At 29.0% G+C, this 22,790-nt stretch carries 24 protein-coding genes; 2 read left to right on the top strand and 22 right to left on the bottom strand.

All coding sequences use genetic code 11. From position 1 onward, the window contains the following. Positions 1–2: 2 nt before the first annotated feature. From dnaB to QIA27_RS01085, 6 genes are all read right to left on the bottom strand, one after another. A complete protein-coding gene (gene dnaB, locus QIA27_RS01060; protein ID WP_301353408.1) occupies positions 3–1,370 on the bottom strand; it encodes a replicative DNA helicase in 1,368 nt (455 codons plus the stop codon). Positions 1,371–1,394: 24 nt separating this feature from the next. After that, positions 1,395–1,895, bottom strand: a complete 501-nt coding sequence (gene rplI, locus QIA27_RS01065) for a 50S ribosomal protein L9 (RefSeq protein ID WP_301353409.1) — start codon at positions 1,893–1,895, stop codon at positions 1,395–1,397. A gap of 15 nt (positions 1,896–1,910) precedes the next feature. Further along, on the bottom strand, positions 1,911–2,201 hold the full coding sequence (gene rpsR, locus QIA27_RS01070; RefSeq protein ID WP_004792283.1) for a 30S ribosomal protein S18: 291 nt from the start codon (positions 2,199–2,201) through the stop codon (positions 1,911–1,913). A gap of 14 nt (positions 2,202–2,215) precedes the next feature. After that, complete coding sequence (locus QIA27_RS01075; protein ID WP_301353410.1) at positions 2,216–2,665, bottom strand: single-stranded DNA-binding protein; 450 nt, start codon at positions 2,663–2,665, stop codon at positions 2,216–2,218. 11 nt (positions 2,666–2,676) lie between these two features. Continuing rightward, on the bottom strand, positions 2,677–3,102 hold the full coding sequence (rpsF, locus tag QIA27_RS01080; RefSeq protein WP_301403465.1) for a 30S ribosomal protein S6: 426 nt from the start codon (positions 3,100–3,102) through the stop codon (positions 2,677–2,679). A 143-nt stretch (positions 3,103–3,245) separates the two neighbouring features. Further along, a complete protein-coding gene (locus QIA27_RS01085) occupies positions 3,246–4,940 on the bottom strand; it encodes a PTS transporter subunit EIIC (RefSeq protein ID WP_301353412.1) in 1,695 nt (564 codons plus the stop codon). A 204-nt stretch (positions 4,941–5,144) separates the two neighbouring features. Here QIA27_RS01085 and trhA point away from each other — a divergent pair, with 204 nt between their 5' ends. Continuing rightward, positions 5,145–5,846, top strand: coding sequence for a PAQR family membrane homeostasis protein TrhA (gene trhA, locus QIA27_RS01090; protein ID WP_301403466.1), 702 nt, complete (start codon positions 5,145–5,147; stop codon positions 5,844–5,846). Here the strand turns inward: trhA and rseP are convergent. The 16 genes from rseP to QIA27_RS01170 form a co-directional block, all read right to left on the bottom strand. After that, positions 5,843–7,144 (bottom strand): RIP metalloprotease RseP, encoded by a 1,302-nt coding sequence (gene rseP, locus QIA27_RS01095; protein WP_301386224.1) that lies wholly within the window; start codon positions 7,142–7,144, stop codon positions 5,843–5,845. The genes trhA and rseP overlap by 4 nt on opposite strands. 18 nt (positions 7,145–7,162) lie before the next feature. Then, positions 7,163–8,020, bottom strand: coding sequence for a phosphatidate cytidylyltransferase (locus tag QIA27_RS01100; RefSeq protein ID WP_301353415.1), 858 nt, complete (start codon positions 8,018–8,020; stop codon positions 7,163–7,165). Continuing rightward, on the bottom strand, positions 8,010–8,702 hold the full coding sequence (uppS, locus tag QIA27_RS01105; protein ID WP_301403467.1) for a polyprenyl diphosphate synthase: 693 nt from the start codon (positions 8,700–8,702) through the stop codon (positions 8,010–8,012). Before uppS ends, QIA27_RS01100 begins: the two co-directional genes overlap by 11 nt. A 4-nt stretch (positions 8,703–8,706) precedes the next feature. Continuing rightward, positions 8,707–9,261, bottom strand: coding sequence for a ribosome recycling factor (gene frr / locus QIA27_RS01110; RefSeq protein ID WP_301353417.1), 555 nt, complete (start codon positions 9,259–9,261; stop codon positions 8,707–8,709). Positions 9,262–9,298: 37 nt separating this feature from the next. Continuing rightward, a complete protein-coding gene (gene tsf / locus QIA27_RS01115) occupies positions 9,299–10,138 on the bottom strand; it encodes a translation elongation factor Ts (protein ID WP_301403468.1) in 840 nt (279 codons plus the stop codon). Then, positions 10,135–10,923, bottom strand: coding sequence for a 30S ribosomal protein S2 (gene rpsB / locus QIA27_RS01120; RefSeq protein ID WP_301403469.1), 789 nt, complete (start codon positions 10,921–10,923; stop codon positions 10,135–10,137). The genes tsf and rpsB overlap by 4 nt, the downstream gene beginning before the upstream one ends. Before the next feature lie 223 nt (positions 10,924–11,146). Continuing rightward, a complete protein-coding gene (locus QIA27_RS01125) occupies positions 11,147–11,425 on the bottom strand; it encodes a hypothetical protein (protein ID WP_301353420.1) in 279 nt (92 codons plus the stop codon). Between the two features lie 19 nt (positions 11,426–11,444). Next, on the bottom strand, positions 11,445–12,140 hold the full coding sequence (locus QIA27_RS01130) for a hypothetical protein (protein ID WP_301403707.1): 696 nt from the start codon (positions 12,138–12,140) through the stop codon (positions 11,445–11,447). An 86-nt stretch (positions 12,141–12,226) separates the two neighbouring features. Further along, positions 12,227–12,838: a tetratricopeptide repeat protein gene (locus QIA27_RS01135; protein WP_301403470.1), complete on the bottom strand. Its 612-nt coding sequence runs from the start codon at positions 12,836–12,838 to the stop codon at positions 12,227–12,229. Further along, positions 12,838–14,493, bottom strand: a complete 1,656-nt coding sequence (locus tag QIA27_RS01140; protein ID WP_301403471.1) for a 30S ribosomal protein S1 — start codon at positions 14,491–14,493, stop codon at positions 12,838–12,840. Before QIA27_RS01140 ends, QIA27_RS01135 begins: the two co-directional genes overlap by 1 nt. A gap of 2 nt (positions 14,494–14,495) precedes the next feature. Further along, positions 14,496–15,161, bottom strand: coding sequence for a (d)CMP kinase (cmk, locus tag QIA27_RS01145; RefSeq protein WP_301353423.1), 666 nt, complete (start codon positions 15,159–15,161; stop codon positions 14,496–14,498). Then, a complete protein-coding gene (locus tag QIA27_RS01150) occupies positions 15,145–15,894 on the bottom strand; it encodes a pseudouridine synthase (protein ID WP_301403472.1) in 750 nt (249 codons plus the stop codon). The genes cmk and QIA27_RS01150 overlap by 17 nt, the downstream gene beginning before the upstream one ends. Then, complete coding sequence (locus tag QIA27_RS01155; protein ID WP_301403473.1) at positions 15,881–16,648, bottom strand: hypothetical protein; 768 nt, start codon at positions 16,646–16,648, stop codon at positions 15,881–15,883. Before QIA27_RS01155 ends, QIA27_RS01150 begins: the two co-directional genes overlap by 14 nt. Before the next feature lie 11 nt (positions 16,649–16,659). After that, a complete protein-coding gene (recA, locus tag QIA27_RS01160) occupies positions 16,660–17,757 on the bottom strand; it encodes a recombinase RecA (protein WP_301403474.1) in 1,098 nt (365 codons plus the stop codon). A gap of 13 nt (positions 17,758–17,770) precedes the next feature. Continuing rightward, positions 17,771–20,473 carry a transcription elongation factor GreA gene (greA, locus tag QIA27_RS01165; protein WP_301403475.1) on the bottom strand — a complete coding sequence of 901 codons (2,703 nt, stop codon included), beginning with the start codon at positions 20,471–20,473 and terminating at the stop codon, positions 17,771–17,773. Positions 20,474–20,509: 36 nt separating this feature from the next. Beyond that, the gene (locus QIA27_RS01170; protein ID WP_301353431.1) at positions 20,510–21,454 is read right to left on the bottom strand and encodes a tetratricopeptide repeat protein; all 945 of its coding nucleotides are present in this window, start codon (positions 21,452–21,454) and stop codon (positions 20,510–20,512) included. 182 nt (positions 21,455–21,636) lie between these two features. Between QIA27_RS01170 and QIA27_RS01175 the strand changes: the two genes are divergently transcribed. After that, a complete protein-coding gene (locus QIA27_RS01175; protein WP_301353432.1) occupies positions 21,637–22,764 on the top strand; it encodes a hypothetical protein in 1,128 nt (375 codons plus the stop codon). Positions 22,765–22,790 lie beyond the last annotated feature (26 nt).

Raw genomic sequence — 22,790 nt, forward strand, 5'->3', positions numbered from 1 at the left:
AATTAATAATGGTGGTCCTTGTTAACAAACTTAGTAATGTGCGGTAAAAACAATATATCTGCCCTACCTGTAGGACCATTTCTATGTTTTGCTACAATAACCTTAGTTTCTATTGGTTCTATCTCAGCAGAAGACTCAAATTTAAAATCCTTATCTCTATGAAGTAAAATTACAATATCAGCATCTTGCTCTAATGCCCCTGATTCTCTTAAGCTAGCAAGATTAGGTTCACGCCCCTCTGTATCTCTTGTAAGCTGAGATAATGCAACAATAGGGATCTCAAGCTCTCTAGCAAGCTCTTTGAGAGATTTACTAATCGAAGCAACTTGCTCATGCCTTGGGAGATTTTTTGTTTCAAAAGAAATCAGACTGATATAATCAACAAATATTATATCTATACTATAAAATCGCTTAAGCTTTCTAGCTTGAGTTGCTAAAGTTAGTAAACTAATATTGGGAGTATCTTCAATATAAAGCTCAGAATCACTAATCTCATTTACAATATCATTTAATGATTTTATCTCTTGTCCAGATAAAATACTATTTTGAACTTTAAAGCTATCAATACAAGATTGAGACGATATTATTCTTTTTATTAAAGCATCCGCTGTCATTTCAAGAGAAAAAAATCCTACTTTTTTCTTTCCTTCTTTTCTCAATGCTATAGCAGATGCAATATTTAAAGCAAATGCCGTTTTACCAATACTAGGACGAGCACCAACTATAATAAAATCACTGTTTCTAAACCCTCCAATAAGAGAGTCGACCTTTTTAAAGCCACTCGGAATACCAAAATTTGCTTCCTTTTTCTTCATGCTACGTTCATATATCTCATTATGAACACGTTCTGCAATAACTTTAGCATGATAGAGGTTTTTACTAGAATAATCTAACTCAATTGAAAGAATCTTTTGTTGAGATTCTTCAACAATCTCATTAATAGTTTTAGTAGAATCATTTATATAATCATTAAGTTCTTTAGAAACATTTAAAATGCTTCTACGGATACTCTGTTCTTTTACAATTTTTGCATAAACATTTATAGTTCTATCTGTTGGCAAATAAACTGAAAGTGAATCTAAATAATCTGGCAAATTGATTAAATCTTTTTTAACCAAAAGTTGTGTCTTTGAAACATTCTTAGACACTTCTTCAAAAACAGTAATAGGATCAATATTTTCCCTTTTTTCATAAAGCGAAACCATTGCTTTGAAAATCAACTTGTGAGTCTCATTGTAAAAATCATCAGCTCTTACATGAAAAGCAATTTGCTCTAATTTATCTGAATTATAAAATATACTAGAAATTACCGCTTTTTCTGCACCATCATTAAAAAGAAGTGCAGAATTTGAAAAAGCTGCTAAAGCCACAAACTACACCCTTTCTCTTTTAATTTACTCATCTACTTTATTTAATTTTTTATTTAAAGACTTTTTATCCTCTTGCTTTTTTTCTTTTTTTATCTCTACTTTAATAATAGAACTAATGCCTTCATAAAGCTTAATTGTCACATCATAAATTCCAAAAGTCTTTAAAGTTCCATGATGTATATCTATTTTTTTTCTCTCTATGTCAAAACCCAGCTTAAAAAGTTCATCAGCAATATTCAAACTGTTAATGCTATGAAACAATTTACCAGAATCATTGGATTTCATAAAAAATTCTAATTTAACAAGATCAAGCTTAGATTTCAGATCATTGGCAACTTGCTTTTTTGCCTCTTGCTTTTTTAATATTGATCTTCTTTTTTGATTAAAAATTTCAACATTATGTTTATTTGAAAAAACTGCAAAACCTTTGGGTAGCAAATAATTTCTTGCAAATCCATCTTTTACCTCTACGGTATCTCCTTCTCTTCCAAGGTTAATAAAATCTTCCTTTAAAATAACTTTCATAATTACCCCAAACAACTATTTTTTTACAAAAGGCAACAAGGCCATATATCTTGCCCGTTTAATTTCTAATGCCAAGCGCCTTTGATGCTTAGCAGAAGTCCCAGTAATTCTTTTAGGTAAAATTTTACCTTGCTCGGTAATAAACTTTTTAAGAAAATCAAAATCTTTATAATCAGGATGTTTACCAGAATCACAAAATTTACATGACTTTCTCTTAAAAAATCTGAAATTTGAATTTTTTTTGAAACCATCTTGCTGATTTTCAAATCTTGAATCTCTTTGATTTACATCTCTATCTTTATACATAAATTTAAACTCCATTAAAAAGGTATATCTTCGCTAAATTTATCATCAACAATATCAATATCCTTACTTACATCTTCTTTTTTATAGTTTGACAAACTATTAATATCTGAATCTTGCATTTGAAAAGTATTAGAACCTGAGCTAAACATTTGTAAATTATCTACAAATATATTCACCTTGCTTCTCTTATCACCTGTATTCCTATCTTGCCAGCTCTCATATTTAAGAGATCCACTTACTACAACTTGTTTACCTTTTTTCAAATAATCATTGAGACTTTCGGCCCTTTTTGAAAAAATAACACAGTCAAAATATTGCGGATAATCAATCCATTCATCATTTTTCTTCATTCTTCTATTATTAGCTAAAGAAAACCTAAGAACAGCCATACCACTCTCTGTATAAGAAAGCTCAGAATCTCTTGTAAGTCTACCAGATAATACTAATGAATTAATATCAGCCATTAAAAACCCTTTTATTTTTCCTGAATATCTGCGTTTTCAGAACCCGTTGGTGTTTCAATTTTAGAACCACCCTTAAGACTGTCTTTGTCTTTGTCAATATTGTCTCTAAATTCCCTAAAATTTCTTCTTTTAATTTTTTTAGTATTGATCTTTCTAACTATTTTGACCAAAATCATATACCTAAGCAAGTTTTTAATTAACTTAAGCTTTGATTCAAGTTCTTTTAAATTATTACCTTCCATACTAAATTCTATTATTTCGTAACGACCTCTAGCTTGTTTTTTGATAGGATATTCTAAGGCTCTCTCTCCAATAAAATTGCTAACAACATCAGTTGCACCAAACAATTCCAAAGATTTTTTAACTTCTTCCAAAGAACCTTTATACTCAATCTCTTCACTTTTAAACAAAAAACATGCCTCATATCTTTTAATCATTATTAAAACTCCTTACGGTCTATCGCATTGCAAAATATGCAACAAAGGCTACTTAGTTAGTATATAAAAGAGATTAATTTTTTTCAACAATAAAAAACTTTATTTACAAACGCAAAAAAGCAACTAAAACACAATCTCAACTCTCAATCTTCTTCTGATTCGCTAAGTTTATAGGTTTTTCCCAACTTGCCTTGCTTCTCAAGTTTTTTGTCTTCTTTCATCTCAATATAAGTCTTAAAGCCTTTTTTTACATTATCAACTGCAACCATAACACTAGCTTCAAAAAGGCTTTTTGGAGAATAGGTATCAATAGCCTTTTTAATATAATATGCATTAGATCCATAAAAAAGCTGCACCTTACCATTAACAAACCCTATCTTAAGAACTCCGGCTTCTTTAAGCAAATTATTATCAACAAGCTCGGTATTAACAACATCTACATGTAATCTTGTAGAACAAACATCAAGCTTTGTAATATTATCAAATCCACCAAGACCTTGAATTAAAAGGTGTGCAATCCCAAGACTCTCTAGTTTACCTTCTTGACCTTCAAAAAATGGATCATCTGCAACAAATATCTGAAAATCAAAATATCTATAAAGCCAACTAAAAGTAAAATAATAAAGGGTAAAAAAGATTACTCCTAAAGGCACCGCACTAATCCAATTTGTCTTAGAATTTCCTTGAAGTATCCCAAACATAAAAAAATCCAAAAAACCCGTAGAAAAGGTATTGCCAATCGTAACATCAAAAAAATTAGCAAGCAATAATGCAAATCCCGAATAAATGGCATGAACGAAATAAAGCAAGGGCGCTGTAAAGATAAATAAAAATTCTAAAGGTTCGGTTATTCCTGTTAAAAAAGCCGTCAAAGCCCCAGAAAAAAGAAGAGCTGCAATCTTACTTTTATCTTCATGGACAATTCCCTTGTAAACCCCCAATGCTGCTCCGGGCAGTCCAAACATGATAGAAAGATAAAATCCACTACTAATCTTAGCAAAGCCTGATGAAAATTTACCAAGTGATGGGTCTAGTAACTGAGCGTAAAATATATTCTTAAGACCTCTAAATGTCTCGCCATTAATCGTCTCCACCCCCCCTAAAGAAGTAAATTCAAAAGGAAAAGATAAAATAGAATGTAATCCCAAAGGCAATAACAGTCTATTCAAAAATCCATAAAGAAAACTACCTAAATATTCAAATCTAAAAACAAACATACCTAAGGATGCAATTAATTTGTCAAAACTTGACCAAATCAAGCAAAAAAATATGGCTAAAATAACACAAAAAGGCACAATTATTACTATAGGCACAAAATGACACTCTGAAAAAAAAGAAAAAGGCTTTGGCAGCTTCATATTATAAAATTTGTTATGTAAATATCCAGCTGCAAGACCTACAACTAAAGATCCTGCAATTCCCGTATTTAAAGTTTGAACACCAAGAAAATTTATGCGACCCACAGAAGACATTGCCTCTGCTTCAACAAGCCCTGAGAAAGTCTCAATAAAATAATTTTCAGTAATATTAAATGTTAAATAACCAACAAGCCCTGCTAAAGCAGCTGTTCCCTGCCCCATTCTTGCAACCCCAATAGAAATTCCAATAGAAAAAATTAAAGGCATATTGAGAAGAATAGCATTGCCTATTGCCTTCATTAAACCTAAAATATCTTGAAAGAAAAATTTATCAATATAAACGTAACCAGAAGGATTTGAAAATGCAGATCCAATACCAATCAATAAACATGAAACTGGTAAAATAGAAATAGGCACTCGTAGTGCTTTAGAAAATTTTTGCAAACTTGAAAAGTTAATTATTTTAATAAAATTAATCATGCTAAGCCTCTCCCAATACTAATTCCAGCAAACACTATTTATTATAAAGCTTTTTTTACAAAAAAAAACTTTACTTATTAAACAAGTCAAATAATAAAATTGAATAAATTCCGTAAGAATTTAATTTAATCTTGAGAAAAACTTACAATTAAAGTAATGTATTATATATTTTTTATAAACAAACGATTAAACGGAGGCAAAATTGTGATTACAAAAGCCGAACTTAAAAATTGCTCATTAAGCGATGACAATACAAGCAAAATACCAAAAAATGAACTTTTTAGTTCTATATCCCATCTTTTTGGAATTATTTTGTCTATAATTGGAACAACAATTCTTATTACAATATCTGCTCTTAAGAAAAAAGATTTACATATATTTGTATTCTTTATTTACGGATTTTCAATGACTCTATTATATGCAATGAGTACTCTTTACCACATATTTCCAAAAGGAAGTAAAATAAAAAAAATATTTAGAAAATTTGATCATATTTCAATATTTATTCTAATAGCAGGAACATATACTCCTGCCTGTGCAATTCTTGTACCAAACAAATCAGGACTAATAATCTTATGTATAGTATGGAGTCTAGCTATAATCGGAATAATTTTTAAAGCAATATTTACAAATAGTCCTGGGTGGATCAATGGATCCATATTTATAATTATGGGATGGATCGTCCTTTTTAAAATTAAACCCATTTACAGAGCCCTTAACGGAAAAGGATTTTTTTGGCTAGTTTTTGGTGGAATCGTATATACAATAGGCGGAATAGTATACATTTTAAGTAAAAAATTTAATCCAAAAATTAACATGAAAATGCATGATGTATTTCATATATTAATAATAATCGCATCAGTATCACACTTTTGGCTTATGTTAAAATATATTTCTAATTTTTAATTAAATACATGTAAAAGACCTTTCAAATCGTTAAAAAGGCCCAAGCCAAAAAGAAACAGCGCTAAAAAAATACCAAAGCTATAAAAAGAATAAATGGTTTTGGCCTTAAATCTTTTTCCACGTAAAAGTTCAATAAAGGTTATAAAAATTTGTCCTCCATCAAAAATAGGTATTACAATAAAAAACAGATTCATACCAGCAAGAATTAAGCTTAATACAGAAACGCTATTAATCCAATGCAATAGCCCTAAAGAATAGGATGAAGAGAGAATACTTACAATTCCAACAGGGCCTGATATACTCTTAGAAGTATTTAAAAAATTTGTTATCAATAAAAAAATAGAATACAAAATGTCTTGCAAAGCACTTAAAACCTTAAAAAAAGAATTTTTAACGGCACTTGAAACATTTTCTACTTTAATTATCCTTTTTAAAGGTGGTGAAAAATATATGCCAACAATTTTATCTTTATCCTGAAATACTAATTTTGAAGAAAAAATTTCTCCATTCCTAGCAAACTTAATCTCCACAACATCCGAATTTAAATTCTTAAGCAAATTATCTAAATCTCTCTTATTTTTCAAAAGAATATTATCAATGCTAATTATTTTATCACCCGATTTCATTCCTGCAATCGTAGCAGGAGAATTTAAAACTACATCTGCTATCACAAGATCAACCCAAGGGCCAATTTCTTTTAAAAAATCTTGCAAACTAACGGTCTCTTCAAAAGTAATATTTTCTTTTTCCCTTAAAACATCAAATGTAACTGTGGATTTTGCCTCCGGAATAATATTTCTCAAATCAGAAAAATATTCAATTTTTTTATTATTAACTTTTAATATAACATCACCATCTCTAAATTTATCTTTTAAAAAAGAATTTTTATTTAAAAGATTAACCTTTGAAGAATGATCAAAATATATAACACCCATCATACTTATAAAAATGAAAACAATAAATGAAAAAATCAAATTAAACAAAGGGCCTGCAAAATATATTAAAATTTTTTTAAAATGTGAAATTCCAAACAAAGAATCCTTATCTGCTTCTAATTCTTTATTTGCCTTAAGTTCTTTTTCTAAGTGATCAAATCCTTTAAGCTTGCAATATCCTCCTAAAAGGATTGGAGAAAGTTTATACTCAGTATTATTAATTTTAAACTTTAATATGCTAGGACCTATGCCCACAGAAAAAGCTTCAACCTTAACTTTAAAAAGTTTAGCAAATAAAAAGTGCCCCAGCTCATGAATAAATATTATAAAACTAAGAGCAAGTACACTAAAAAGAATATACATAATTTCCTCCAAAAATCACTAAGATAAGTATAAATAAAATATCGGACCTGTTAAAAGAAAAGAGTCAATCGAGTCAAGAGCCCCACCTCTACCAGGAATGATTTTCCCAGAATCTTTTACCCCAGCACTTCGTTTTAATCCAGATTCAAATAAATCACCAATAATGGTGAGAACTCCAATCAAAATGCCAAAAATAATAGATTCTCCATAGCTTAAATTTATTAATCTAAAAACTACTGCAAATATAGCAGTAGACACAGAAAACAAAATACCCCCAAAAAAACCCATTAATGTTTTATTTGGACTAATAATAGTAGGACGATAGCTGTTTTTCCCTAAAAAATATCCAAAAAGATATGCAAAAGTATCATTTCCGCTTACCATGGCAAAAAGTATTAACATTAAAAATGGAGCCTTAGGTAAAGTTGTAATAGAAACTATAAAAGACATTAATACACCAGGATATATGAGGATAAAAAGTATTGACGTTGCTTGAGATAAAAAGTTTCCAATCTCATGTTCTTTTATAAACACCAAATTAACAATCCAATTACTAAACACTAACGCTATAACCAAGTAATATACCACATTCATGCCTAAATAAAAAACATTAAAATGAATATAAGTTAAAATTGGAGGAACAAACCCTAAAAAAAAAGATAATGTGCCTGAAAGTCCTGACGATTTAAATTTTAACAAATCATTAACTTCTTTTGCAGCAAAGCCACTAAATATAAAAATTAAAATGTTAAGAAACAAATAATTTTTAAAATCTAAAAATATTAAAAATAAAATTAAAGGAACAAAAAATAAAAATGTTCCCAACCTTGCAAAAAACGAGAATCTCTTAACCTTGCTCAATAAATCATCTCCCAAAATTTCTTATTCTAAATTGGAAACATTCCAAATCTTTAATATACCTATTGTTATAATATTCAGGCCACAAAACATTTGAAAAAATTAATTCAGAATAAGCAATCCTCCATAAGAAAAAATTACTTATTCTAATATTTCCACCTGTACGTATTAAAAGATCAATATCGGGCAATTCTGGATTATCCAAAAAATTGGAAAAAGTATTTTCATCTAAAGATTCTAAATCAAAATCGCTTGAAACAAATTTTTTAACAGCTCTAAGTATTTCATTGCGACCCCCATAATTGATTGCTAAATTTAAAATAAGATTGTTAAAATTTTTAGAAAAGCTAGCAGAATCTTTTATAGAACTTTTTACTTCTTCACTTAAAGACTCAATATCTCCTGAAACTATTATTTTTATTCCATTTTTTTTGTAAAAATTAAATTCTGCCCTTAAATAACTAGCAATTAAAAACATTAAATTTTCTATTTCACAATCATCCCTTTTCCAATTTTCAGTAGAAAATACATAAAAAGATAAATATTTGATACCTACCTTTAAAGAATGCTTAACTATTTCTTTTGCTCTTTTAAGACCTTCTTTATAACCTTCTAAAAAAGACAATCCCTTACCTAAAGCCCACCTTCTATTGCCATCCATGATGACTCCAACATGCCTTGGAAGAGAACTTTTATTCATGGCTTTAAACTTCCATTATTTCTTGAATTTTAGATTCTAAAATAGAATCTATCTTTTTAATATAAACATCAGTGGATTTTTGAATATCATCTAAAATTCTTTTTAAACTGTCCTCTGTGATTTCCGATTCTTTTTCTTGCTTTTTAACCTTATTGTTTAAATCCTGTCGTATATTTCTAGTTGAAATTTTATGTTCCTCTGCTATTTTTTTAGCATGCTTTACAATATCTTGCCGCCTTTCACTAGTTAAAGCTGGAACCTTAATTCTAATAACCGAACCATCACTTGAAGGGTTCATAGAAAGATCAGAATTAAGTATGGCTTGTTCTATCTTATTCAAGATACTTTTATCCCAAGGTTGAATAACAACAAGCCTTGCTTCAGGAATCCTAATGCTTGACACTTGGGTTATAGGTGTTTTTTGACCATGGTATTGAATAAAAATCTTATCAAAAATATTACTACTAATTCTGCCTGTTCTTAACGTTTTATATTCATTATCAAGTGATAAAAGAACCTTACTCATCTTTTCATCTAGAAAAGCCCTATAATCTTCCATACAAACTCCTCCTTGCTGATAAAAAGCAGTATATTATCTACCCTATTCTTAAATACTTAAACTCAACTATTTCTATTTTACTTGCAATTGATTTTGAAATCTCTTCCAACATTTCCCTAACAGTGATTTTATCATTTTTTACAAAACTTTGTTCAAGAAGAGAAATTTCAGCAAGATGTTTTTTTATTTTCCCCGCAACTATACCTTTGACTATGCTTTCTGGCTTACCACTAAATTCTAATTGTTTAGCAAATATCTCTTCTTGCTCCTTAATATAATTTGGACAAACATCATCATTTTTCAAATAAATAGGAGCAAACGCAGCCACATGCAACGCTAAATCCATAGCAAAATTTTGTAACATTTCATCTTCAGTTTTAGAAAAATCATCCACTTTCAATTTTACTAAAACACCTATCTTGGACTGTTCACCATGCAAATAAATTTTTACAAATTCATTAGATTGAATATCGGTAATAAAAATTTTTTTAACCTGAATATTTTCTTTTATCGTAGCTGCTAAATTTTTAAGCTCTGACTCTTGAGAAGCAGTTAAAGAATTTCTTCCGCTCTCTACCAATTCTTTAATTAAAGAATTGCCCAAACTAACAAAATTATGATTTAAAGCAACGAAGTCTGTTTCACAAGAAACAAGCAAAAGCCCAGCATGAATATTGTTTGAATATGAAAATACTCTGCCTTCTTTTGCATCTCGGTTAAGTCTTTTCTCAGCAGATGCAATTCCCATTTCCCTAAGTTTTTTTTTAGCCAATTCAAAGTCTCCACCAGCAGCAGATAAAGCTTTTTTACAATCTCCAAAACCAGCATTGGTTTCTTCTCTAAGCTTTTTTACATCTTGAGGACTAATAATGCTCATAAATCACTCTCCCCTTCTTCAATAGAATCACTTTTATCATTTTTAATTTCAATTTCTTTCATCAAATCTTCTTCATTCAAATTTTCAATTATTTGAATACCGACCTCTTTATCACTTTCCAAAATAGCATCAGATATTATTTTGGTAAACAAAGCAACAGAACGAATCGCATCATCATTGCCAGGAATTGGGCAATCAATAACATCCGGATTACAATTTGTATCAACCACAGAAATAATAGGAATTTTTAATTTTCTAGCCTCATTAATAGCTATTTGTTCTCGCTTAGGATCAATGATAAAAATAGCGCCGGGCAGTGTTTCCATGTCTTTGATGCCTGTTAAATTTTTAGCTAATTTTAATTTTTCACGATTAAGTTGTGAAATTTCTTTTTTACTTATCATATCAAAAGTTCCATCAACTTCCATCTTTTCTAGCTTTTTTAATTTTTGAACAGATTTTCTAATTGTATTAAAATTAGAAAGCATGCCCCCAAGCCATCTATTGTTAACATATGGCATATCACTTCTTCTTGCTTCTTGTTCGATTATCTCACTAGCTTGCTTTTTGGTTCCAACAAAAAGCACCTTTTTACCATCCTTTATCACCCTTTGAACAAGCTCATAAGAATCTTTAATGCCCTGTAAAGTCTTTTGAAGATCTAAAATATGTATTTCATTTCTTTCAGAAAAAATAAATCTTTTCATTCTAGGATCAAGCCTTTTTACCTGATGGCCAAAATGAACTCCAGCTTCCAGTAAGCTCTTCATTGTAATAATTGCCAAATCAACCTCCTATTATCCTTCTCTTTTACTCACTATGACATCACATAGCGGAAATTATACACTATTTTATAAGAATATAATAAAACAATCCAATTAATAAGTCCACTAAATCAAAAACAAACATCTTTCTCTTTAATAAAATTATTAACAAACCACATTAATAAAAAATATTAAAAGCTAAGTTGATATCTATCTCTACACAATTCCTTTAAAAACCATTCTTTTATAAATCGTTCTTATTTCTTTCAGAGAATTTAATCAAACCTATTAAAACAACTGAACCTAAACTAGGAAAAAAATAAAGAACAAGATCTATTTGCCTTTCATAATAATCAGAATAGAAAAAAGGAATAAAAAATAGAAATACAATGCCACCTAAAAAACTTATTAAATAAACTACTACAAACTTAAAATTCAATATGTTTAAAAACATAACAAAAAAGCTTACTAAAAAAGAAATAACAATGTTTGTTAAAATCAAATGAAAAAAAAATACTATCATACTTACCCCTTAAAACCAACTAGTCAGACAAACTAAATCCCGACAAATCCCCAAGATCAATAAGAACACTGTAAGCATCGTCAACAATACTGCCCACACCCATAACAAAAATTGCCAAATTATATTTAGGGGCAATATCTTTTGTAAAAAAATCGTCATTTATATGTTTTAGATCAAGCGGCCTTTTATCTTTATCTAAAAAATTAGACTTTTTAATAGATTTTGAGAAACCTATATATTCCCCTTTATCAATGTAGGATCTATATATGTTTTGCTTCTCAAGAATAACGGGAGACGAAGAAGTATTTCCATTTCTTACAATAATAAAAGCTTCACCGGGAACATCTTTTCTTAATTCTCCAAAATTTATTTCAAAATATAAAGGTAATTTGCTATCGACCCATTCTTTATTTAATTTAAAAACAGGTTTACCCGAATAAATAGTAGAACTCAAATTTATTTTATAAAACCCTCTATTATTAAATTCACTAACATTGTCAAAAACACCCTTTAAGGCTTCAAAATCTTTTTCTACACTTTTGCGAAAACTACTTATATGATAATTAGCGCCCTCTGGATAAAACTTATAATAGATATCAAAACCCCTTAGCTTTTCAGCTGCTTGATTAGAAAAATAGCCTGCTGGCAAAAAAAAGGCTACAGAATCTCTAGAAATTCGATTATCAATCTTTTCTGGCGAAGGAAGTATTAAAATATTGTCTAGACCACATCCAAAAAACCCTAGACAAAATACAAAATATAAGATAAAAAAAATTATAAAACCTCCCCCAAAAATACAAATTAATTTTGCTTAAGTTCTAAAATTTTATTATTTGCTATATTTATGTATAAATTATTTTCATAAGGAAATTTAACAATCTCTTCATATACTTTCACAGCAAGATCTTTATCTTTTTCCTCGATCAATATTGCCTTACTCAAAAGAGCTCTTACCTTTAAAAAGCCCAAACTAGTACTATTAATAAGATCCTCATAAACCAATAAAGCATCTTCCTTTAATCCCATTTTTTCATAAATTGCAGCTTTATTAATAAAAGCAATTTCGCTTTCAATCCCTTTTGCCTTAATAACAATATCTAAATCTTTAATAGCCTCATCATACTGTGCTTGACTTTGCAAATAAACAGATCTGGCTAAATAAAACCTTGGAATAAAGTAAGATGAAATTTCTTTTTCCTTTGAAATAAGTTCCTTTATCTTAAGAGATATTTTTTCCTTCTCTTTAGCGTCATTTTCTCTTAAATAGTCATTTAAATCCTTTTCAAGATTTTCTACTATTTCTCCACCACTCTTTACATAATCTTTGCCTAAAGAATTATAAAAAACAACAACAATAGATACGAAAACAAAAACAATAGCACTAAAGAAAACTAAAAGACCGTTCTTAGCCATTATTCATCCCTCTTTAGCAAATTTTCAAATGGCTTATAAGATTCCTCATCATTGCCCTTAAACAAATAAGAAGAAATCTCTTCTCTTGATCTTTGATTTTCATACTCCCTATAAGAAAGAAGCACCGATCTGTCTTTAGAATCAATACTTGTTATTACCACTTTAAGCTTATCCCCAATGTTTAATTTTTCAAAAGTTTCTAAACTAGATTCCTTTGTGTCTCCTAGTTGAATTTTGCTAATAAATCCCATTATTTTATTATAAACTCTCACTTGAAAGCCTTTTGACTTTTTTTCTACAATCTCAACCTCAATAGCATCGCCTTTTTTATAGCTTTTAGAAAAATCTTCCCAAGGACTCTCTTCTAACTGCTTAATTCCCAATCTAACATTTCTCTTTCGTCTGTCAACCTCAAGCACTTTCCCGTTCACTAAATCACCTATCTTGAAATATTCTTCAGGATCAATCTCTTCAAGCCAAGAAATATCAAACTTACTCACATAAGCATCTATGCCTTCTTCAATATTTACAAAAGCACCTGTTTTTGTAATATTAGTAACAACGCCTTGAATAACGTTTCCAATAGGATATTTCTCAGTTAATCTCTCCCAAGGATTCTCATTGATCTGTTTAATACCCAATGATATTTTTTGATTTTCTTTATCTATCTCTAAAATCTTGACTTCTACTATCTGACCAAGTTTTATTAATTCTTGAGGACTCTTTATTACTCTTATCCAAGAAAAATTACTTATATGTAAAAACCCCGACAATTCGCTGTCAAGCTCAATAACAGCTCCAAAGGGTAAAATTTTTACAACTTTCCCTTTTACAATGCTATCAATTTTATATTTAATATCTACAGAATCCCAAGGATTTGCTTTTAAGGCCTTAAGAGATAGTTCCATTTTGCCTGTCTGTGGATTTATCTTAATAATTTTCAATTTTAACTTATCGCCAACCCTAACAAAATCTTCAATATTTTCAACTTGATTAAAAGCAATATTTCTTTTATGTAAAATTCCTGTAACAAAATTTTTAATTTTTACAATCGCACCATATTCTGTAATACGATCAACCACACAATCAACCACATCTTCTTCGTTGTAAGAACTTACCAACTCTATTCTCTTAGCAAGCTCTCTTTCTCTTTCTAAAGTACGCCTATCAAGAATAAGTCTTAAACCATCCGTTTCGCTTGCTTCAAGAATATAAAATTCAACAATAAGACCTCTTTTTAATTTCTCATCCTTAGATTTAGAGCTTAAATAAAAAGGCATAAAGCCAGAAACATTTTCATTAATTTGAATCTTATAACCATTCGGAAGTTCAGCTAAAACTTTACCTTTGATTATTTTTTTATTTTGAATATATTCATTAACTTTATCTTGAAAATTTAAAGACTCAAGCTTTTCAACACTTAAAATCAGACCCAATTCTCCACCTATTCTTACAACGATTGCTTCAAGCTTATCGCCAATTTTGGGAATATTTTCAAATTCTTCAATCTTGACAAAGCCTTCTGATTTATAACCAATATCTACTAGAACATAATCTTTCATAATGTTAACAATAGTACCAGAAACTCGACTTCCAAGCTCTACTCTTTCAAGTACTTTCAAATAATTTTCTTGTAAATCTTTTTGATTTTCCATTCTCACCTCTCTCTTACTTTTTTCAAATTAAACTTTTCTATTATAATATTACATACATCGTCTAATCCTTTGTAGCTTGTATCAAGGTAAAAAACCCCTTTTGATAATTTTAACTTACCATATTGTTTTTTCTTATCAACATCATCTCTTATTTCTAGAGTACGCTCTAATTCTTCTAAAGTCTCATTTCCATTTCTTTGCTTATATCGCCTCAAGGCTCGAACTTTAACAGAAGCATCAAGATAAATTTTGAATTCAGATTCTGGAAAAACAATAGTAGTAATATCTCTACCTTCTATTATATAATTATCATCGCTAAATTTAACAACCTCTCTTAATTTTTTATTCACAATATTTCTTATTCCAACATAAGAAGAATAAAAAGAAACTTGAAAATCAATCTTATCATTTAAAATTTGATTTTCAACATTCTCTCCATTAAGCAAAAAGCTGGAATTATTAAAACTTATATCATTCTCAAGAATCAAATTTAAAAGTCTGCTCTCGCTAATAAAATCGCAGCTATTCATGGAAGATCTTTGGGCAATTAAAGTTATTATCCTATAAAGATAACCGGAGCTGATAAATTTATAACCCAGTTTTGCACCAAGCTCTCTTGCAATTGAACTTTTTCCTGATGCTGAAGGTCCATCAATTGCTATTATCATTTAACTTCTCCAGCCTGGATTTTAATCTATTTATCTTAACCAAAGGAACAATTTTTACCTGACCTTCCTTTAAACTATCCAAATTAATATTGCCAATTCTAATTCTATGAATTTTTTTTAAAAAAACATTTTTGCTTAAAAACACTTTTCTTATTTCCCTATTTTTCCCTTCATCTAAAATCAATCTAGCAGAATTTTTATTTAAAATTTCATAAGACTTTAATTTAAAAAATTCTTTTTTTACCTTTATACCCGATTTAAAAGAAATAAGCAAATTTTCATCAATATCTTTTTTTGATTCAATAATGTATTCTCTTTCAACTTTTCCCCTTGGATGAATAATATCATTTGCAAATTTACCATCATTAGTGAATAATAAAAGTCCAGAACTTTTAAAATCAAGCCTACCAATTGAAAATATACGCTCTTTAAACAAAGGCTGAACTAAGGATATTGCCAGCTTTCTTCCATTAACATCAAAATTGGAACATAAATAATTTTTAGGCTTGTTAAGGGCCAGATAAATTTTACTCTTACCTTGAAAGTCTTTAAAAACATAAACCTGTTTCTTATAAATTATTCTATCCCCTAAAGATACTTTATCACCAAGCTTAGCAATAGAGCCATTAACTCTTACAAGCTTCTTTTTTATCAGCTCCTCGCAAAATCTTCTTGACCCTACCCCCTTTTCGGCTAAAAACACTTGAATTCTGGAGGTTTTAAGTGCAATCATTAATTTCACAACCTCGATACAATACTAACTTATTATTCAGATATCCTAAATTCACAATATTAAGCATTTTGCATTCAAGAGATACTAAAAAATAAGAAAATCTCTCAAAAGAATAATTGTCAGCATTAAAATCTAAAAGAGAATCAAAAATTATACTATTCTCTTTATTTAAGATAGAAATAATTTTCATTTTTTTCTCAAAAATTTTCAATTCATATTTATTACAAACAACTTTAAATTTTTTATTGCACAAAAAATTTTTATTAACAACTTTTTTCTTTAATGCACTAGACTTTCTCTTTAAATTTTTCTTTTTATTATTATCATTAGCAATCGCATTAATATTTTTAACAAAATTATCACTATTGCCAAAAATAAAATCTTTAATCATTTTTGAGTCATAGAATTTAAAACTCTTTACTTGATTTAATTGTAATTTTTCATTTTCTCTATTCTTGCTACGATCTATTAACTTTTCCACAGCTTTGCGCTCCACTTTATCTTTGTATTCAAGCTTTAATGGGAATAAAATTTGAGTTTTCCAATAAAACAAATTGTTAGCAAGATAAAAAAAATCAATCAATCCTCTAATACTTATATTAAGATCACTTGAAACATCTATGAACTCTTCAATTATTTGATTTAAACTTAAAGTTCTTAAAACATGCTTATTCATACTAACATATTCAAAAAAAAGCTCTATTCCGCCTGTAAAATTATCAAGACTGATAGAGTAACTACCTAATTCTGACACTTAAACTTTCCCTACTGTTCACATTCATCTTCTTTAAATCTAATAAAATTTACATCCTCTTGATCAAAATTATTAAAAATTATTTTTCTAAGTCTCTTATCCAAATCATTTGTAAGTTCTACTTCTCTGCCAAGATACTCAATAACACTCTCTCTCCCCTGTCCCAACTTATTATCTCCTAATGAATACCAAGAGCCTGTTTTTTGTATTAAATTATACTTAATAGCAGCATCTAAAATCCCAGCTTCTCTAGAAATACCTTTCCCAAAATAAATTACTAATTCTACTTTACGAAAAGGTGGGGCAACCTTATTCTTCACAATCTTGACTCTAATCTTATTGCCAATAACATCATCACTTGAGCCTGACCTGGTTACTTGTTCGATTTTTCTAACCTCAAGCCTAAGAGATGCATAAAACTTTAAAGCATGCCCACCAGTAGTAGTCTCGGGATTGCCGAACATAATACCAATTCTCATTCTTATTTGATTAATAAACATAATGCAAGTATTAGATTTAGAAAGTATACCCGTAATCTTTCTAAGAGCCTTACTCATTAGCCTTGCTTGAAGGCCAATCTGAGAATCTCCCATTTCTCCATCTATCTCTAATTTAGGGGTTAAAGCTGCTACAGAATCAACTACGATTAAATCAATACCACCGCTTCTGATTAAATGCTCGGCAATCTCAAGAGCTTGTTCTCCAGTGTCAGGCTGACTAAGCCAAAGTTCTGCAACATTAACTCCCAAAGCTTTTGCATAAACAGGATCAAGAGCATGCTCAGCATCAATAAAAGCAGCTATACCTCCTTCTTTTTGTACTTCAGCAATTGCTTGAAGAGTCAAAGTGGTCTTGCCAGATGACTCAGGACCAAAAATTTCTATTATGCGTCCCCTAGGATATCCACCAATACCAAGAGCTTCATCTAATACAATAGATCCACTTGATATACTCTTTATGCCTTTCCCGACGGGAGATTCTCCCATCTTAATAAGACTTCCTTTTCCAAAAGTTTTTTCTATTTGAACTCTTGCAAGTTCAATAGCTTCCTCTTTGCCTACTCTCTCCATACTAACAACTTTTTCTCTTTTTTCCTTTAACTTTGACATTCTTAAATTTTTCCTAGCTAAATTTTATGGGTTCTATTTTCTTTACAAAATATCTAAAATTAGTATTATTTATAACAAAATTAAGACTATCTCCTTCCTTAGAATCAAGCAAATTTTCTCCAAAAGGTGATTTATACGAAATAATGCCTTCATCAGGGTTTGATTCCCAAGGTCCAAGTATCAAATAAGATTCATCTTTACCCGTAGCTTCATTTAAAATGATAACCTTAGTCCCAAAACCAACAACAGAACTTTGAAGATCTTTAGTATCTATAACTTTTGCACTCTCTATTTCCAACATCAAGGAATTTAATCTTTTTGTCAAAAACTGTTGCTTTTCCTTAGCAGAATGATATTCAGCATTTTCTTTTAAATCGCCAAGTTCACGAGCTTTCCCAATTTCTTTTGAATTTTCTGGAATTTCAACTTCCTTTAAATGCTTAAGCTCTTTTTGCTTTTTATTCAAAGAACTTAATATGGTTAAAAATCCAATTTCCATTCTCTCGCCTGCAAGTTGCATCTTTTCATCTTCAAACTCAACCGAATCAAATAATTGCCTTATTATAGACTTAATCTCTAGAAGATCCTTGGGGGGAAAATCTTTTACATAAAAACAGGTCATATAAACTCTCTTAGCAAGCTCTTCATCTTTCACAGATCCTAAGACTGATTTAAGATAACCGTCTTTAACTAAAAGATTAATTATCATTTTATAAATTCTTTTACTTGCAACAGAATTATTTTTATTATTAATTTTGATAACACTGTCTGTTAAAATTTTAATCAAATTGACCAAAAGATCTGAATCTGAATAACTCAGTTCAATAAAATAGGTTTTACAGTGCTTTAAAATCCAAATATAAGCATCTTTATAGATCTTATAATTTTTTATAACATAATTAAATAATTTTTCCACTTCTTTGGGATCTTCTTTGTAAAGTGATTCAACCAATTTCTTATTAACAGAATGAGGAAAAAGTTCTTTATAGTACAAAATCCAATTACTAAGTTCGCTTTTAATTAAAACAACCAATTCTTTTTTAATTTCTGCATTCAAAATTGAATCAAAAAGATCTACTATTCCTTTCGAATACTCCTTTAAAAGGGATTCTAAATTAACATCTTTTTCTATATTAACTTTTGATGATAATTCTTCAGAAAAATTACCTAAAGATTTAAGAATAACGTAAGAACTTATAACATGATGATCAACCTTTGTAAAATTGTTAACATAAATCAAAAAATAGTTAAGCATCTCTTCTTCAATATGCAAATCCTTAACAATTCCCTTAACATTGCAATAGTTTATAAATATTTCGTATCTTTTATAAAAATCTTTCTCAATTTTAAATTTATCATACATTTTTTCATTCAAATTGGAAGATCTCTCATTATATATATAACAATCAAGCTTTCCAGAATCCATAACAAAATGGGGATTATCTTTTAAGATTTGCCTTGCTTTCAAGCTCCATGAATTCCATGAACTTTGAGTCATCAAGCTTGGCACTAACTCTTTTTTTATTCCCTTTAAATCAATAGCTTTATAACTTTTTATAATAACTTTTATAGCCCACTCAATATCTTTTTTTACTCTATCTGCAAGTTCCTCTTTGGGTGTTATAGCCTTTAATACCCTAATATCCTCCCTGCTAAGAGGAGAAAGAGCCGACATCGCCATATCAAAGCCAATAAAATGACCTCTTTTTGAAACAAAATCAACGGTAATGCCATGATCATTTACATCCCTTACTATTCCAACAGACCAAGTCTGATGATAAACAAAGTTGCCCTTTGCAAAAAATAAATATTTTTCAAAATCCGAATATACGTCAACAAAATTTTTGTCCAAGTTTTCAATATCAGACTTTACAAGATAATCCTCAATATTCTTTACATCTTTATATCTTTCTCTTAAAAATTTAACTAAATTTTCTCTTGCTTTATGATTTTTATTATCAAGCTTCAAAATACCTTTTAAAATTTCTATTGTCTCATCAACATTATCAGTCAAAGAATAATGATCAAATAAATCTTCATAAAGAACTATAGCCTTTTTAAATCCAAGATCTTTTTCAATTTTTTGCAAAATAAGCAAAAAAGAATCAAAATCATCTGAAACATAATGAATAAGTTTGGCCCATACTTCTCTGATTCCTGACATTTGTTTTTTATCAATAAAACGATAAATAGCCTTTCTAAAATAAAAAATTGATTTTTGCAAATCAATAGTTTCATAATAAGTAGCAAGTTGCCTTACAAATACAGTGTCATCAATATCTGCTTCAACAATTCTAGTCCAAATACTTGGAAGCTTATCATTTTCATTATTTTGGGCATATATTTTTGCAAGAGTATAAAGAGCATGCTTATTCTCAGAAATAAAAAGCATTTCATTACATATATGCTCAACAAGGGCCCATTTTAAATTCTGAGAAAATAAATCAATAACAGCAAGCAAATTCATATCATTTAGCGGGCGCCTACTATATATAAGCATTCCAGAAATATAAAGACCTGCTATGCTTTTTTTAACATCCTTTAAATGTCTGCCACAAATATCAAGCACATCCTCTGTTAACCCCTCATCAATTATATTATCTATCAAATCATCCAATTCTTTTATTTTGGCAAGAGAATAGTTATTAACAACTATTCTTGTCCACTTATCTTCTTGCAAAATACTATCTAATTTTTCTATGGTAACATTAGACATTAAACTCTCCTAACATTGATTTTTAGTGTCAAGCAACTAATTTACATACTGTTGATAAATTCCCAAGTCTATTTCTTTTATGTACAACAAAATTTCATCAATGCGTGCTCTATCCTCTTTTATCCTTACATAATGATCAATAAGCCAAAAATACTTATTAATAAGCCTTGGAAGTAATATACTCTCATTTATTGATCTATAAGACTTTTCTTTAAGTTCATTACGCAAACTATAAACAGACTGCTTTAGCTGTCCAAGCTCTATGGGCCTTAATTCTCTTTTAACATTAAAAACACCATTAAGAGAACCATAAACAGGAATCCATTCTTTTATAAGATCATCTGAAATGTTTCTGTCAGACTTAATAAGATCTATTAATCTTAAAATCATATCAGACTCAAGAGAATATATATCTATTTTTTGAGGATTGATAAAAAAAGCCTCTCTGAATAAGACTTTAGCCTCTTTAATTTCATCAACCAGCGCATAAGAATCAGCAAGCTCTGCAACAACATCTGCGTTTTCCTTAGCATCTCCTAATATTTGCAAAAAGACATTAATTGCTCTCTCGTAATTTCCCATACCTTTATAAGACTTAGCAATTTTTATTAAAAGGTCCAAATTTTCTGGATGCAGTTTGTATATATTTTTATATATGTAAAGACAAGTCTGAAACACAAAATATTTTATAGAATTACGACCTTGCAAAAAATTACAACCCATTTTTTTCAAATATCGACCTGCAAAACTATTCCACTCTCTTATTAAAAATTCTGCCTTTTCATAATCTTGCCCTATTCTATCGAGGCTTTCAACTTGACCATTCCAATACACAGAGCTTTTCAAAGCCGTTAAAATTTCAATATTATCAAAATCAAGAGAATGAGCTTCTTCGGATTTTACTAAAGCCTCTTTGAAATTGCCTTTTCTAAAATCTAAATAAATCTCTTTGATCAATTCAACGATTCTTTCTGATGACACATCCCCACCATTTTAAAAATATACAAAAACCCCCGTTATACTTAATATAATTATATCATTTATCAATTTTTAGTCAAACAAGAAATTAAGGCAAAATAACAATATTCTACTTATTATCTTTTTAAAATAAAATCTTATATTATAATATTAAAAAGAAAATTGTGGGGTCAAATTCTAGCTATATGGAACCTAATAAAATTATTAACAGGGCTATTTATTACTATAATTCAAAAAAATATTCACAAGCAATAAAGCTCCTAGAAAAAGAAATTTTTTTCTACAAAAATTACTATTTGTATCACTATGTCTTAGGAATGTCTTATCTTCGTATTGGAAACCTTGGCAATGCTCAAACATATCTTAAAAAAGCTTACACTTTAAACCCTAGCGAATCAAATATAAAACAAGCTATTGCTATACTTTTAGTAAGCCAAGGCAAAGAAGAAAAAGCTATTCAAATATGGCTTAAAATGATAGAAGAAAATCAAGAAGTCGATCGATCAGAGCTGTCTCTTGAAATTATTCGAAAAAATCCTATCAAAGGATCCGTTTTTTTAAAAAATAGCAACTTATATGAGAAACTGTTTCCAACAATTAAGGCAATACCCAATAAAATTTTAACAAAGTTAATCATAATAATTGCTATTGGGGGCATTGTATTTATTTCAATGTTAGCAATCTATTTTATTTTTTATGAACAAAAAATAACAATATCCACAAATCGAAAAACAGAAATAAACAAAAATTTAAACAACATTGCTGCTTACATTGACGGCATTAAAATAAATAGCAAAGAAAAAATAAAAAATGAAGAAGGCCAATTTATATTAATACTAACCAGCGATGAAATTAAAAATTCTTTTGAAAAAATCAAAGCTTATTTAAAAACAGGAAAAGATAATTTTGCAAGAGTAGAAATAAACAAAATATTAAATTCAAATGCATCCGAATCCATAAAACTAAAAGCCAAAAATCTTGCAAGTTTTATATCAAGACCAGATTTTATTAGCTTTAATGAATATCTAAACTTGCAAGATATTAAAAAAGATCCATCAATCTATTCAAACGTATATGTAAAATGGGAAGGCGTAGTAAATAATGTCGAAAAAAAAGACAACATAATTCAGTTCGACTTTTACGTGGGATACAACAAAAATGTACTCTCGGGAATTATCCCAACAAAAACAACCTTTGATATTGATATTGATTTTAAAGACAGTGTTGAAATACTTGGACAAATAGAATACAAAAATAATAAACTTGCCTTAAATGCAATAACAATTAGAAAAATAGATAAAAATGAAAATTAATCTTAATATCTTTGCTAAAATTTTTC

The organism is [Borrelia] tanukii, from assembly GCF_030439725.2.
In the GTDB taxonomy this organism is placed as follows: Bacteria; Spirochaetota; Spirochaetia; order Borreliales; family Borreliaceae; genus Borreliella; species Borreliella tanukii.